We start from the raw sequence: 14,859 nt of genomic DNA, 5'->3' as shown, positions 1-14,859 counted from the left end.
GTGGCTGACGACGACTACAGCTACCGTGTGAATCTGGCGCAGCTCGATGACGCGATCGCGACCATGGCGAAGTTCGGCGCCGAGGTCGAAGGTTTGCTGCGTGAGGTGGATCAGCACGTCGCCGATCTGCATTTGTCGTGGTCGAGCCAAGCCGCGGAGGCGCAGCGTGTAGCCCATGACCGGTGGGTGGTCGGTGTCGGTGAGATGCGGGACAACCTCGATGAGCTACGTGAGGTGGCTCGTCGGGCGCACACGAATTACGTCGGAGCTGCCGAGACCAACTACCGGATGTGGCCGCAGTGACGGCTCCGACCGTACCGGTTATAGTCCACCGCGCCGGTGAATACGCCTCCGCGGGTGAGGTGTTCGGCCAGATGTCGGCTGACACGGTGACAACGCACGCGGCGCTGATCACTGTGTTGAGCGCGTATTCGGGGATGGCGGGTAGCGACAGTGTCGGTGGTCAATGGGCCAGTGCCTATGATGAGGCCGCCCAGCTGGCAATCTCAGCGTCTTCGAAGCTGGCGACAGCGTGTGGTCAAACCAGGGATTTGATCGCTGTCGGAGCACATAACCATCAGCTCGCGGAGACCGGTTCCGATACGCGCAACCCTTCCTCGCCTGCACCTCCGCACCTGTCGATCGCGCCTTGTCTGGCCGAAGACGCGCCGTCGGCGGCTGGCGACGGGATCCCCGAGCCATTCGGGTGGTCAATCCTCGAGGACCTTGTCGGTTTCGGCTGGCCCAACGGTCACCAAGACCAACTCGACGCCGCCAAAACCGCATGGCACACCGCCTCGGCCGACTACCGCACCGTGGCTGCACAGGTGCCCCGAGCAGTCGAGCTGCTGACAAACCAGCAGTCGCCGGAGATCGGGATCGCGGTCGCCACCTGCCAGGAGCGCAAGAGCGATCTCAACGCCTTGGCTGATGCGTGCCAAACGCTCGGTGACTCCTGTGGCGAGTACGCCCATCACCTCGATGAGGCCCACCATAAGATTCTCGAGGAGGTCAAAGACTTCCTGATCGAAACCGCGGCCGCTGAGGTCGTCTTTGCCGTGTTGGCGCCGTTCACCGCAACGGTTTCGGAATGGGTGGGCAACACCGCGCTTGCTGGTCGTATCGCGGTGCGAGCTCGTCGCATCGCCACCATCATCGGCGAGCTCGGCACCAGGGTTACCGAGATAGTGACGCGCGCGATCAGGCCGGTCACTGCGGCACTGAAACCGCTACTGGACAAGGTCGGCAAATGGGTCGACGTCGCCAAGGCGAAGCTGTGGACACGCGAAGCCCGTGGGGCGACCCCTGGAAGGGGAACCGTCGATGAATGGCTCAGCGGCGGGCGGCGTCGGCCAGCGAATATGCTCGATGACCCCGCACAAACGAAGTGGGCCCAAGATGCCTACGACAACTTCACCCAAGACCCGCGCGACATCTCCGCGATCAGCCGCAACACCGACGATCTCGTCCGCGCCAACGGCGCAACAGGCTTCTCCGAGGCCGAGATCGCCGCGATCAAGAAGCATCTGTTCGACACCGAACACCCGATTTTGGACTACGAGACCGGCCAAGTCGTGGTCCGGAAGTTCGACCCCGATCCCGAAATCGCCGACGCGTGGATCCGGCTGCGCTCCGGGAACGCCCTGCCCGAGGACCACGTCTTGCTCGAGCACGAGCTCGCCGAGTTGAATTACCTGCGAGCGAACCCGGGGATCACGTATCAGGATGCTCACCGGGTGGCGAACGAGTCGTTCAATTGGCAGACCCAGGTTCCGTTGAACAAGCGCGAAGACTTCGAAAGTGGATGGTGAGCATGGCAGCAATCGTGTACTTCGCCAAAGAGTCCGAGAGCCCGGAAATCGTCGTATACGAGTTCGGTGACGACCCGGGGACTCTGACAAGGAAACTGGCCATGGACAAGGCTTCTCGGACAGCCCAGCCGGTCGACGGCGACGTCGACTACACCTTCCTCAAAGCGTCCAGGAAGATCAACTCCGTGTACAGAGAGTCCAACGCATGGCCGGAACGCGGTATGAGTGTGAGCTGACCTGACCCGCGTGTGACGATGCCGCCCGGTGGGCAGCTTCTACACGCCGTGGCGACAGTCACAGCACACACTCACTAGGGAGGTGGATTGCTCATGACGAACATGGGGCAATGGGAGCAGCAGCTTCAACAACAGCTCACCGAGATCCGCAGCCACGGCGAGCGAGTGACCGAGAAAGCAGCCGATCTCCGCGGGCACGGCGAAGTCCGCGGCGTCCTCATCGAAGTCGATGCAAGCGGTGAGATCACCAGCTTGCACATCGCCCCGGCCGCAATGAAATGGACCAGCAGCCAGCTTGCGAGCGCTGTGCGCGATTGCCACAGCAAAGCCCGCTCCGACATCAAGTCCAGAATCGAACGACTTCTGCAGAAGGTCGACCCGCGTCTTCTCGACCAGGCGAAGGTGCTCCTGGCTCTGGAGGCGAGGACTAGCGAACATCGCCGACCGTTGGACGATGCGGCTGTGCAGGAAGCTGACGACGCCTTTTTCGAACGCCGCAACCTCTACGGCGGCTGGACCAGCTGAAAGCCGGACGCTGCGCTATCGACTGATGCCCCTACCGATAGCGCAGCAGGTTGTCCTCGCGGCTGGAGAGGCAGGCAAAGTCACGCCCGGCGTAATCACACCCGAACAACGCTGGCCTTCGGGGAAGTTCTACCAGTGTTCAGGAGACAGCGGGCAGGAAGTCGGGAAGGGGCGGAGCTGTGGTGATCACGCCAATGAATTTGGCTGTGGTGGTGGCGATTTCATAGAGAGTCGCAGGTACCGGTACTCGGGAGGACACGCACGATATGGGCAACTGGGAAACGCCTGGTCATCATGAGTACGTATCGGATCTGAGCATCGCGGTGTCCTACGCCTATTGCGCTGTCGCGGATCGTGGACGGTGACTGTTCGGGGATGGATGGGTGGGCATCGCGCGCTCGGTGGAACTGTCGGCGGTAGCTGAGGGGAGGCGGTGGTGCACTCTTGTCCGGTTTTGCGTAGGAGGATGAGACCATGACGGCGGTCGAGAATGCGTTCAGATGGGCTCGCGTCCAGGCCGTTCGGCACATGGCCGCGTGCGAGCGGACGGGCCTGCGGTGGAGCGAGACGACAATCACCGAGATCGTGACAGCCCACACCTCCCGGGCAGTTACCGTCGTTCCGTTTACCCAGCGAGCCGAGGTTCTCAGTGGTGCCGACTGGGTCTGGTGGTGGGTGGACGGCGCGGACGCTTACGGGATGCTCGTCCAGGCGAAGCGCGTGACCGTGACGAGGAGCAAGTGGAACTTCGACTTCGGCTACGGAGCGAGGGGCGCGGCGCGCTCGCAACGCGAGGTGCTTCGCTCCGCGGCTGCGGCGCTGGGCCTCCTGCCTGTATATGCGCTTTACCTCGGCACAGGTGACTACCGGAGGTGGGAGCGCTGCCCGGACGTTCACCGGAGCGGACGCTGCATCCATTGCGTCAAGCGCACTATCTCCCTGATGCCTGCCCTGCTTGCAGACGAACTGGTTGTGAGTGACGCGGCGTCAACCTATGGGCGGTCTGTGGCACTGGAGGACATGTGGACACGCCCCCCGGCGAGCCCACCGCTGATACCGGCGCTCAAGAAGCAGCTAGCACCCGAACTCTCGGACTTCCTGCAGAATCGGCAGGACGGAACACGAGCAGTCGCCCGTTCGATGATCGACCTGGTGTTGAGAGCTCGCTCCGAGCAGTTCAGCGCAGTATCGACGAGTGTCGTAAGCGAGCACTATGGCGGTCATGACCAGCTTGGCCCAGTCTTCTGCGACGTCCCCGACGACACCGGGCACTGGGGTCTAAGGTACTTCGAGCACACGCTCAACCCTCTGCGGCAAGCGCCGCCCGGCTACGTCCTTGAGATCACCGCGGGCGACTTCAATGAGGACCGCGTGGCATCAAACATGCCCGACAACGTCGCAGGCATCGTCGTGGTGCGAGTGCCGCAATACGAGTGAGCAGCAGCGGTTAGCCAGCCGAAAGCCCGGTGCTTCGATCTTTCCGGAGGTCATGACTTCACATTAAATTGTCGCAGTGCACATTTCATCGAGCGTCGCAGGTACCGGTACTCGGCAGGGCACACAGAACATGGGCAACGGGAGACCGCCTGGGAATTGTGGGTATATATCTCGTCTGACAGATCGTGATGCCCTGTGGAGGTCGGGCAATCGGTCCGGGTTGATGGTGCCTCGGGTGTGGCATGTTGACCCTAGAGGCAGGCCTGACCTGCGGTTTCCTGTCGGGTAGTTGCTGATTGAAGCTGATTGCCAGCTATGAACCGCCACGCCGTCGCTGATTTGCCGCCAGCAATGGTGCTACCAGGATCTCTCCCGTGGTGTGCGCGAACGATACGATGTCCCCACGCCAGGCTCGACACCGCGCCGCCGAGTTCGTATGTACTTCTGACTGGTCCCCGATGACGGATAACCGGTCTCATTAATTGGGACTGGCCAGCTGGACTATTTGAGTAATCAGAACAGTGTTTGCTGGTCATTAGTTGTCTGACTGGTCCGCTTTCTCGCCGGGATTCGCTTTCGTTGCCGCTGCATCCTTTCCCGGGGAGTCTCGGGGCTGAGGTCGATCGCGGCTATCAAGTCATGACCGGATCTTGGGGCCTCCATCACGATCTGGACCAGCTTCTCGGCGGTGATGCCCGTACTACCTATCCAACCTTCCTTGGCAAGGTCGATAAAGAGAGTGTTCGTCAGATAGCGCTCTACACGATCGTAGCCGAGGTACCGGCCGGTCCTCGGCCCGTTCACGCGTTCATCGAGAAGTGCCAGACGCACGTAGGACAGCGGCAGATACAGTCCCGGAAGGAGTTCCGCATTGTTTGGGTCGATCTCGCCCGATGCCGTCTTCGTGCGGCACAGCTTCAGGTAGCAGAAATCCTTGCCGAGCCGCCACTCCGCATGGGACTGTGGTTCGCCACCGAATTCGGACAGCTGCTTCATTCGATCGAGCTGACTCTCCAGATGAGGGTCGACCCGTACCTCCTTGTGGTCTTCCAGCTTCTTGTACTGCACGAGAACGCCGCTTTTCGCCTCCACGTGGTAGTAGATGAGGTCGGCGCCCAGGACCCGCTCAGGCTCTTCGGTATCCACATTCACGACGTGCATGTGGCGTTTCCCATCGCTGAATATCCGCACGTGCGTGTCCCGTCGACGTTGAGGTGTCCAGCCGGGCAGCACCTCGAGATCGTGTGCGATGAGATCTTTTTCGGACGTTTTCTTAATGCCGGCCAGTACCGAGGCCGTCGGATCGTCTGGGACCTCCCAGGTCCGCAGCTGCCTGGTGTCGAAGTCTCCCAGCCGGAGTGCAGTACGGATCGCGTCGAGACCGAGCTCCCAGCGATCGGCACCAGCGGATCGAACCGGTTCCTGCCGTAGTCTCTGCAGACGGAGGAGGGTGCTTTCGAATTCTGGCAGTAACCGCACAATTGCGTCCACGATGGCGTCGTCAGCTGCCTGCGTTAGGACCCCGTCGCGCTCGCTGATCGCTGCCGCGACCGTGTCACGGTGCGGCTTGCGTAGTGCACCTTGCAGAGTCGACGTTGGAATCGGCTTCGGCAACTCACATACATTAGTGATCATCAGGCCCTGATCACGATCAGTCACCCGATGTCCGCGCTTGAACACCACGCCGACATGGGTAAGCATCAGCGGATGCGTTCGCCCGGACACCTTGCTGAACAGAAAGGCTAGGTGAGGAAATGCCGCAGGTGGGCGATCGAGGTCGTCCGGAAAAGCTGTGGTGTAGGAGTCTCGATCCGACCGATCCGAGGTGACGAGAAAGGGCAGGCTGTTACGAGCAAGCAGGTAGCCCATGCCGTGGACCTCCTGCCGGAATCTCGGGTTCGTATGCCTCCGAGAGCAATTCCCCTCCCTGTGGTGGCCTGCCATTTGATCCTGCCATAGTTCACCGGGGGGTCTGCAACATGTCGAGGTGAAGTGCCGACGACCTACGCTGGCCTTCGTTGAGCCTGGTGTTCGGGCGGCTTGTGCGGTACCGAGGTCAGCTGCGGTGGAGTGGCAGTATGGTCACGTCCGCGTTGCTCCCGGTCAGTTCGCGCAGGGCCATCACGGTCGGCACGACATCGGCTACAGCGCGGACTACGACGACCCCTTGTTCTGAAGGTGGGGATACCAGCTCGGTAGTAATGTACTCACGATCCCTCTGTCACAGTGGCTATTTCGAGGATGCCAACTTGCATGCGGCATCCGCAGGCCGAACGAATGATATTGGGCAACGGCACTACCCCGTTTCGGCTTTCAGCCAGGAGCAGTCTGTCGGGTGTGCGCCCGATCCGGGTGTCGGTCGGTTCGTAGCAGGTATGCAGGTCTTCCGCACCGGAACGCCCAGCCCGCAGATATGCCGGCTGACTTGCCGCGATCGAATGTCGGGCAGTGGAGCGCGAGCGCACGATCATCGAATCCGGCGCTAGCGGGTACTCCCAGATCGGTCCAACGCGAAGCAGATCGAAGTTCTTGGGTATTGCTGTCCGGCGCGGCCGGACTATTCTTGGTCAGTGGGTGATGGGGATGAGCTGGTCGAATCGGCGGGGGTTGATCCTTGGGCCGCTTATCTACCGGGGCAGGAATTGGTGCCTGCCTACTTGGTGTCTCGGTTCGCGGCACAGTATCGCGCGATCGTCGATGTGCTGGTCGAGGCGCAGGACACCAGTCTGACCGGGATGTCGTTCGATGAGATCGCTAGCCGGTTGCGGGCGTGGGTGAGTGAGCGTGCCGGACAACAGGTGGCCGATCGGCTGTTGCACGAGGACTCCTTCGCGCTCGATGCTCGTTTGACCAGCCTGGTGCGGTGGGGAGTGCTCACTCGGTGGCAGGAGCCGGCGCGCACGGGGGAGGATTTTCTGCGGCGTCGTGATCGTTTCCAGCTGACTCCGACAGCGGCCCGCCTGCACGCGTTCTGGACTATGGATCTGGCCGCTGATGAGGATGCCGCCGCGGATCTCACACTGGCTCCCAGGGCGATTCACGACCGGTTGCGCGGGTTCGCCGACGCGGTGCGGGACCGGAATTTCCCGGCGGCTGCGGCGGAGTATCAACAGGTCATCGCCTTGCATCACGGGATGGCGGTGGCGGCGCGATCTTGGCAGCGCAGCCTGGCGCATGCGCTGTCCGGCGGGCCGGACCCGGACAAGCAGGAAGTTCTGTGGCGGACGCTGCAATCCTATGTCGGGATGTGGGGTGAGCAGGTCGACATTCACACTCCAGCTGTCGCGGCGCTGATGGCGGAGGTGCGTCCGCAGCTGACCGACTCGGTGCTGCGGGCGTGTGTGCGTGGTGCCCTTGCCGACGACGCACCCGACAACGTGGTGGACCTGCAGGTGCAGCGATGGATGCGCACCTGGGAATCGTTGCGGAGCTGGTTCGACGGCGCCGATGGGCAGGCCAGACGGTTGCGCAGGCAATTGCGCGACCTGGTAGCGCCGTGGGCCCGCAACATGCACATTCTGCTTGATACCGGTGGTGCGCTGACCCGGCGCGGAGAGTTGCTTGAGCTCGCTGGTGCGATCGAGCGCGCACCTGACGACGAAGCGGCCTGGCGCATGTGGGACACGGCCATCGGTGTGTTCCCGGCGCGTCATCTGCTGATCGCCGCTGACGGTGCCGACGACCACGCGTTGGCCTGGTCCGATGCCGCTGCGGCACCGATCACGGCACGGTATCGGGAACACGGCCAGCGGGCTGCGGTCGGCAGCCGGGTCAAGGCGATGAATACGGCCACCGGCCGGGCGGCGGCACGGCGCGCACGAACCGCGGCCTTGGCGCAACGGCGGGAGGCCGAGGCGGGTTTGCGCGCGCGATCGGGGACCGAACTGGCGGACTGGGCGCCGCTGTCGGAGCCCGAACTACGGATGTTGCTCGATCTGCTGGCGACGGCGCGGGGGCGACGTGGGGAGCCGCAACGTGCCGGGGTCACCGAAGACGGCCGATGGCGGGTCACTTTAACCGAGCCGGCGGTTGCCGGCACCACCACCCTGGACTGCCCGCACGGCCGGTTCGTGACACGGAACTGGCATTTCACGCTGGACCCGGCAGAGGTGGAGCACGGTGGATGACGATCGGGACGCGCTGTGCCGGCGCCGCGCGTTCATCGGGCTGCTGGCCAACCCGGTGGTCGACCGCGTCCGGCATCGGGAACTGTTCGGCCTCATTCGGCATCCCCGGCATCGGCCGGAACTGGTGAACTGGTTCTCCTCCCGCCTCGGCTACCGCTTGGTGGTCACCGACACCGCGGCCAGGTTGTTCCGCCTGCCCTTGGGTGACACCGTGCTCGCGCCGCGCCGGGTCAACCCGCCGCCGCGTCGGGCGCTGGTGCTGGCGCTGCTGGCCGCCGCGGCAGCTGAGGAAGCCGAGGACATCACCTCCACCCAGGACCTGTCGGATCGGGTGCGGGTGATCTCGGCGCGCGACGACTGCCCGGTCACTCCCTACGAGCCCGATCGGTTCACCGAGCGAAAGCTGCTTATCACGGCCCTGGAGCTGCTGGTGTCGGCCGGTGCGCTGGCGCCGGCGGGCAGCGATAGTGTGGACCGCCGTGACGGCTGGGCCCGGCAGTCGGACAAGGTCGGCGGCACCTATGGTGTGCAGCGCGAGATGCTGCTGCGCATGGCCGACCCAACCGCGCTCAAGGCTGCGCTCGACCAGCGCGGCGCGGTGTTCACCGAGGCGGCTGAACGATTCGCGGTGATGCGGCGGATCATCGAGCTGCCGGTCTGCCTTTACAGTGATCTCACCGAAGCCGAGCGTGCGTATCTGATCCGGCAGCGCAGCCGGGTGGTGGCGTGGTGCACCGAGATGACCGGTTGGACGGTGGAACAGCGTGCCGAAGGGTTGGCCCTCATCGCCGGTGAGGAATCGGCAACCGACCTGCCGTTCCCGCGGTTGCGTGCAGTCGATTTCGTTGCCCTCGTCGTGCTCGGCGACCTGTATGGACGCCGGGACAACGACGGCGTGGTAACCGAGGCCGACCTGCTGAACGCCGTCGAACAGGTTGCGGTGCGGCATCCGAAGTCGATCACCGCCGAGGTCGCGGCGCCGACCGCGCGCCGGGAGCGGGTAGTGGAACTGTTGCGGGCGCTCGACATGCTTCGGCCGGGACTGCGCCCTGGACTGTGGCAGCTGACCCCAGCGGCCGCACGATACCGCGCGCCGGAGATTCTTGCCGAAACCGCACGTATCGAGGAGCTTCGATGACCGTCGAACTCGCCGCCACGCAAACCTGGGGGCAGGACTGGCTTCAGGCCGCGCTGTCTCGGCAACTGCCCTCGCCAGGCCGTCAGCGATGGCAACCGTTGCGCGTGGGCATCGTGAATCTGTGGGAATACGACGACGCGGAATTCTGGTTCGCCGACGGCAGACTGGTTCTGCGCGGCGGAAACGGTGCGGGCAAGACCAAGGTGCTGGAACTGACCACGCTACTGCTGCTGCGCGGAGAGATCGCACCATCAGTGCTCGACCCGTTCGGTTCCCAGCATCGCAGTATGCGTTTCAATCTACTGCCCACCGGCGACGGTGACGACCCACGCGAACCTGCCGATGCCGGACTCGGATACGCATGGGCGGAATTCGGACGGATCACCGAGGACGGGTCCCCGGCCTACTTCACCTGTGGGCTCGGTGCCTCGGCGCGCGCTGGCAGCGGGACCGTTCCGGTCAGCACCTGGCATTTTGTCACCAGGCAGCGGTTGGGCCGGGACTTCACCTTGCTCGAGGCAGGCCGCCCGCTCGAACTCAAGGACCTCAAGCAGATCGATGGGGTGGCATTGCTCAGCAGTGCTGGGGCCTACCGGGCCCGGCTGGCCGAGGAGCTGTACGGGCTCAGTACCGAGTCGTACGACAATCTCACCGAACTGCTCAAACAGCTGCGTAAGCCGAAACTGGGTGAGCGGCTCAACCCAGCCAGCCTGGCCATGACTTTGCGGGATGCATTGCCGCCACTGGCCGGTCACGAAGTCGATCAGCTCGCCGATGGATGGGAGCATCTCGAGCAACTCCGAGCGACGATGCAGCGCACCGAGGAGTCGGCGCGGGCGATCGCGATATTCGTCCGTACGGGGTGGCAGCCGTGGGCCAAGCGAGTGATGCGGCTGCGCGCTGACGAGATGGCTGCCGCCACCACCAGCCTGGATAAAACGACGAGTGATAAGAAAGCCGCGGAGGCCACGCTCGCGGACGCGGTGGCGCTGCGTGGCCGATCCGAGACCCGCCTCGCCGAGACCCGCCGCGCTCTCGGGGACGCGATGGCGGCCTTGCGGGAACTGCTCGAATCGGATTCCTACAAGGACGCGGTGTCCGCGACCGGACGAATCGAGGGACTGCGCCGAGAACTCCGTCGGGTGCAAGCCCAGCACGACAGCGCCGTCAAACTGGCTGAACGAGAATGCGTCTCAGAAGCGAACGCCGCGGCGAAAGCCACGAAGGCCGCAGAGAAGCTGCGGGAAGCCGGCGAAGCGCTGCGTGCCGCGGAGCAGTCGATGGCCGCAAACGCGGTGCTCGCGGGCCTGACGGAGTCGGTAGAACGCCACGTGGCCGCCCGGGATGTCGACGCCCTGGTCGGTGAGCATCGGTCCCGGCAGGAACGATTCCGACACCTCCGGAAACTCGACGAACAGCGTGCCGCGGCGGCGCAGCGTGTGGAGCGGTCCGGCAGGCTGGTCGAAGCTGCCGAGACCCGGCTCGCCCAGGCACGAGGGGCCGAAGAGGAGGCACTGTCGGCTGTCCGTCGCGCCGCGCAGACCTTGGAGACGCGGGTGCGCGACTGGTCCGGCGACGCCGAGGTGGCCCGGCCCACGGAGGAAATCCTGGCCGGCTGGTGCGATTCGATCGCCGAACTGACGGTCATCGAGGACACCGGCGAGGTTTCGGCCCAGCCGTCGGTGACAGCGCAGATGCGTGCCCACATCTCGGCCCAGCGCACCGTGTGGCAGGAGTGCAAGCAGTCCGCGCTGCTCGAACGCGCGCCGATCGCGGAACGGTCCGGTGCGGTCGCCGGAGAACTGGCCAAGGTGCGGGCGGAAGCCGATGCCGCGCCGCCGGTCCCGACGACTTGGCGACGGCGAATGCGGCCGGATGTTTCCCAGGGGCAGGGCGCGCCGCTGTGGCGTCTGGTCAATCCGCTGCCGGGTGTGGACGACACGGAGCTGGAGGTGCTGGAGGCGGCACTCGCCGGGTCCGGCTTACTCGACGCATGGGTCGCACCGGATGGCACGATCGATCTCGAGTTCGCCGACCTGGGTCTGGCCGGCGGCGCCGCGACCGGAGATCGGTCGTTCACGAATCTGCTCGCGGTGCTGGAACCGGTCGAAGCAGGCGGGGTCGGAGTCGAACTCGTACGGCGGGCGCTTGCGCAGTTCGGTTGGCGTGCTGCCGGGGAACCCGAACCGGCCGGTGACTGGTTGGGCGCGGACGGCAGCTGGCGCGTGGGTGGGCTGGCCGGTCGCGCCGACGCCGCCGGACCGGCGACCTATGTCGGCACCGCCGCTCGGGAAGCGTTCAGAGCCCGCCGCATTGCCGCACTCGAAGCCGAGCAGGACGAGCTGGCTCAGCAATTGTCGGCCATCGATTCCCGGCTCACGAAAGCCGGTGCGGCGTTGGATCGGCTGGACGCCGAGTCGCAAGCGCTGCCGGAGTCCGAAGAGCGCAAGCTCAACGGTGCGGTGGTGCGTTGGGGGGAACGCACTAGCGCGACGATCGCCCGTGCCGTTGAACTCGCCGATGCCGAAACCCAGCATGCGACCGAACTGGCTCGTCTCGATGTCGCGCGCGCCGTCCTAGCTGAATATGCTGCGACGCACCGGTTCTCCCAAGACCGCCTCAGCGACCAGGCGGATGCGCTCACCGCGTTGCGTGGCGACATAGACCGCTACGGCATGGTCCTGCGCCAGCTGGACACCGCTGAGGATGCTCATGGTGACGCGATGCTCACCTTCGAGGAGAACACGCAGCGGAGGGTGGAAGCCGAGTCCGCACGCGACGATATTGCGGAGGAACAACGCCGCCTCGAAGTGAAACTGCAGACCGCCGAGAAGGCGCTGGGTGCCGATCAGCAGCAGCAGTTGGCCAGCAAGGCGGAACTCGACGCCCGCATCGAGCGCTTGGAGAGCGAGCGTGACACCTATGACGAACAGCTCACTGGTGCGCGCGTAAAGGAGGCCCGCGCCGAAGAAGTGCTGGCCAATCACGAACGGGAGCGGGCCGGTGCCGAGCAGCGCCGCGACCATGCGATCGCGCAGCTGTGGGAAGCGCTCGATCACGGGCTCGCTCAGCCGCTCGCCGTGGATGTACCGGAGCGCCGGAATGTGCAGGCAGCGCGGGATCTGGCAACCGCGGTGCGCCGGGAGATCGAGCTGAAAGCCGAACCCGCCGACGTGGATCGGGCATGGCGGGCATGCGTGAACAAGCTGGAGGAACTGCGCCAGGCGCTGCTTCCCCAGCAGGACGCACGAGTCCTCGACGACGATGAGACCCTGCCGCGGGTGGAGATCCACACCGATGCCACCGCGGGGTTCCAGTTGCCTCCTGCAGCCGCGGATACCCTGGCCGCACGGGTGATCGAACAACGCGACAGTTTCGACGCTGAGCAGCAACGAGTGCTGGCCACCCTGCTCGGCTCGACTTTCATCGAACACCTGAAAGACCGCCTCGACTACACCCAACGCACCTTCACCCACATCAACAGCCAGCTGGCCAAGCGCCCGACCCGCCAGGGCCACACCGTCAAGGTAGTCTGGCACGCGGATCCGGCCGAGCCGGATGCGGCGGCGGTCCTGGCCGCGCTGGGCCAAGGTTATGCCGAATTGTCTGTCGACCGGCAGGAGATGGTACGCCAGTACCTCGCCCGCAAGATCGACGAAGCACGCTCCGAGGCAGCTGCCGAGGGTGCGGTGGACTGGAAACATCAGCTCGGCCGGGCACTCGACTATCGAGGCTGGCTGAAGATCGGTCTGCACTACCGGCCCGGCAGCACCAGCCGGTGGGTGCCGTTCGACGCGGCCAAGCACGGCGCCAAGTCGGGCGGTGAAAAGGTGGTGCTGTTGTCGCAGCCGTTGTTCGCCGCAGCGGTGGTCGCCTATGACGCGGCCGCGGCGCACGCACCGCGCTGGGTGTGGCTCGACGAGGCGATGACTGGTGTCGACGCCCAGGTGAAAGCATCCTTCATGGGGCTTACAGTCGACTTCGAGCTCGACATCATGCTCACCGCACATGATGAATGGTGCACCTACGAAACGGTTCCCGCCGTGGCGATCTACGAGCTCGCCAGGGAGAAGCACCTGCCCGGTGTCGACGTGCTGCCCTACCTGTGGTGCGGAGGCACGCTGACCGAGGTGGACGTGCACCGGCTCGGCGCAACGCACGATCCCATGCCGGTAGACGGCCTGTTCGGTCTCGACGATGGATGAACTGCCCGCAGGGTTGCTGGCCTGGGCCGCCTTACCCGGCCCCGCACTCGTTGTCCAGGCGATAAGCCGCCGCATCCATCGCGGTGGCGGGCTGGAACGCGGGTCGCTGAAAGTGACGCTGACGACCGAACAGCGGCGTCAAGTGGGGCGGTTGCTGGGTGTGGACTGGGAGGTTTCCGGGAAGGCGGTGACGTTGCGAGCGCTCGGTGTTGCTCTCGCGCATCACGGTCTCACCGTCGGCCGATTCGCCGAATTGCTCCACGGTGGCCCCTTGCCGGTGGCGTGGGAACTTGCGGCGGCGCAGCAGCGCGCGCAGCAGCGGGAACGCCGCCTGGTGCTGGACACCCTCGGCAGGGCCGGGCTGTCCGGGGGCATCGTCGAGATATGGCTGGCTGGTCCCAGGGCTCCGAAGCTGGGTTCCGGCCGGGTCGAGGAGCTGGCCGGTCGTATCGCTGGGGTGTGGCCGCTGCTGCCCTGGACCGGTCCGCCGAAACGGCTCGGCCAGCTCGCCGCCGAGGCCACCGGGGACGCGCACGCGCTCGATTACATTACTGAACTGGGGCGCACGATCGCGCGTCTGATAGCCATCAGAAACGGTAGCCCGCCGCCAGCCCGGCCGGGCAGGCAGTGGCGGGCGGCGTGGGCGTCGGCGGGCGTACGCTGCGACACCGTGTCCTCGCGCGTGCTGACACTGAATGTTCCACTGGATATCACTGCCGGCCACCGGCGCGGTGCTCCCTCGTGGCTCACACTGCGGGATCTGCTGGAACCATGGTCTTTCGCGTCAGTGCCGTCCGTGTTGTTCGTTTGTGAGAACCCGGCTGTGGTGGAGGCCGCCGCCGATGAACTGGGCGAGAACTGTCCGTCTCTGGTGTGCACCGACGGAATGCCGGCGCTGGCCGCACTGGACCTGCTGATCGGCGCCGCGGAAGCGGGGATAGATGTCAGGGTGCGTGCGGATATCGACTCCGCAGGCATGGTTATCGTCCGGACTGTCCAGTCGGCGGTCGCCACCGCCCAGCCGTGGCGTTTCGACACCCAGACCTACGCCAGTCACTTCGGACTCGAGACGTGTGCGGACACCTGGCCTGCCGATCTGCACGCCCAATACAGCAAGGATTTACATGAAGAGGCGATCCTGCCGTTGCTGCTGGCCGACCTCCGGGCGGCAGCGCCGCCGGTCTGCTGAATACACCGAGGAGCGCCTGCGCTGGCTCGCCTGCGTCGATGCGAGGTCCGCCGGTACTGGATTCGAGGCAGGCGGCCGTAAGGGCGTTCATCGGACTGCCGCCCGCCCATATAGACAATCTGATGCTGAAGCGCATCCGCGCAAATTGAATGAGCTGGCGTGGCAGGGCCGTTGACCCTATGGTGCGTGAA

10 protein-coding genes are annotated in these 14,859 nt (G+C 65.0%); 9 read left to right on the top strand and 1 reads right to left on the bottom strand.

Annotated elements, in window-relative coordinates; genetic code table 11:
* From ABZ420_RS24985 to ABZ420_RS24965, 5 genes are all read left to right on the top strand, one after another.
* Window positions 1-303, top strand: a complete 303-nt coding sequence (locus ABZ420_RS24985; protein WP_357127142.1) for a WXG100 family type VII secretion target — start codon at window positions 1-3, stop codon at window positions 301-303.
* The gene (locus ABZ420_RS24980; RefSeq protein ID WP_357127139.1) at window positions 300-1,811 is read left to right on the top strand and encodes a hypothetical protein; all 1,512 of its coding nucleotides are present in this window, start codon (window positions 300-302) and stop codon (window positions 1,809-1,811) included. The genes ABZ420_RS24985 and ABZ420_RS24980 overlap by 4 nt, the downstream gene beginning before the upstream one ends.
* Before the next feature lie 2 nt (window positions 1,812-1,813).
* Window positions 1,814-2,047, top strand: coding sequence for a hypothetical protein (locus tag ABZ420_RS24975; RefSeq protein ID WP_357127135.1), 234 nt, complete (start codon window positions 1,814-1,816; stop codon window positions 2,045-2,047).
* Between the two features lie 93 nt (window positions 2,048-2,140).
* Window positions 2,141-2,572, top strand: a complete 432-nt coding sequence (locus tag ABZ420_RS24970) for a YbaB/EbfC family nucleoid-associated protein (RefSeq protein WP_357127132.1) — start codon at window positions 2,141-2,143, stop codon at window positions 2,570-2,572.
* 474 nt (window positions 2,573-3,046) lie between these two features.
* Window positions 3,047-4,009, top strand: a complete 963-nt coding sequence (locus tag ABZ420_RS24965) for a hypothetical protein (RefSeq protein ID WP_357127129.1) — start codon at window positions 3,047-3,049, stop codon at window positions 4,007-4,009.
* 513 nt (window positions 4,010-4,522) lie between these two features.
* On the opposite strand, the gene ABZ420_RS24960 is transcribed toward ABZ420_RS24965, so the two are convergent.
* Window positions 4,523-5,878 (bottom strand): hypothetical protein, encoded by a 1,356-nt coding sequence (locus tag ABZ420_RS24960; protein WP_357127126.1) that lies wholly within the window; start codon window positions 5,876-5,878, stop codon window positions 4,523-4,525.
* A gap of 701 nt (window positions 5,879-6,579) precedes the next feature.
* On the opposite strand from ABZ420_RS24960, the gene ABZ420_RS24955 reads away from it, so the two are divergent.
* From ABZ420_RS24955 to ABZ420_RS24940, 4 genes are read left to right on the top strand one after another with little or no spacing between them, the layout of a single operon-like run.
* Window positions 6,580-8,136, top strand: a complete 1,557-nt coding sequence (locus ABZ420_RS24955; protein WP_357127123.1) for a DUF2397 domain-containing protein — start codon at window positions 6,580-6,582, stop codon at window positions 8,134-8,136.
* On the top strand, window positions 8,129-9,274 hold the full coding sequence (locus ABZ420_RS24950) for a DUF2398 family protein (protein ID WP_357127120.1): 1,146 nt from the start codon (window positions 8,129-8,131) through the stop codon (window positions 9,272-9,274). Before ABZ420_RS24955 ends, ABZ420_RS24950 begins: the two co-directional genes overlap by 8 nt.
* On the top strand, window positions 9,271-13,479 hold the full coding sequence (locus tag ABZ420_RS24945; RefSeq protein WP_357127117.1) for a TIGR02680 family protein: 4,209 nt from the start codon (window positions 9,271-9,273) through the stop codon (window positions 13,477-13,479). The genes ABZ420_RS24950 and ABZ420_RS24945 overlap by 4 nt, the downstream gene beginning before the upstream one ends.
* Window positions 13,472-14,668 (top strand): DUF2399 domain-containing protein, encoded by a 1,197-nt coding sequence (locus ABZ420_RS24940; RefSeq protein ID WP_357127114.1) that lies wholly within the window; start codon window positions 13,472-13,474, stop codon window positions 14,666-14,668. The genes ABZ420_RS24945 and ABZ420_RS24940 overlap by 8 nt, the downstream gene beginning before the upstream one ends.
* Window positions 14,669-14,859 lie beyond the last annotated feature (191 nt).

It is taken from the genome of Nocardia sp. NPDC005745, assembly GCF_040630775.1.
GTDB lineage: Bacteria > Actinomycetota > Actinomycetes > Mycobacteriales > Mycobacteriaceae > Nocardia.
This window is presented reverse-complemented; position numbering and strand designations above follow the sequence as displayed.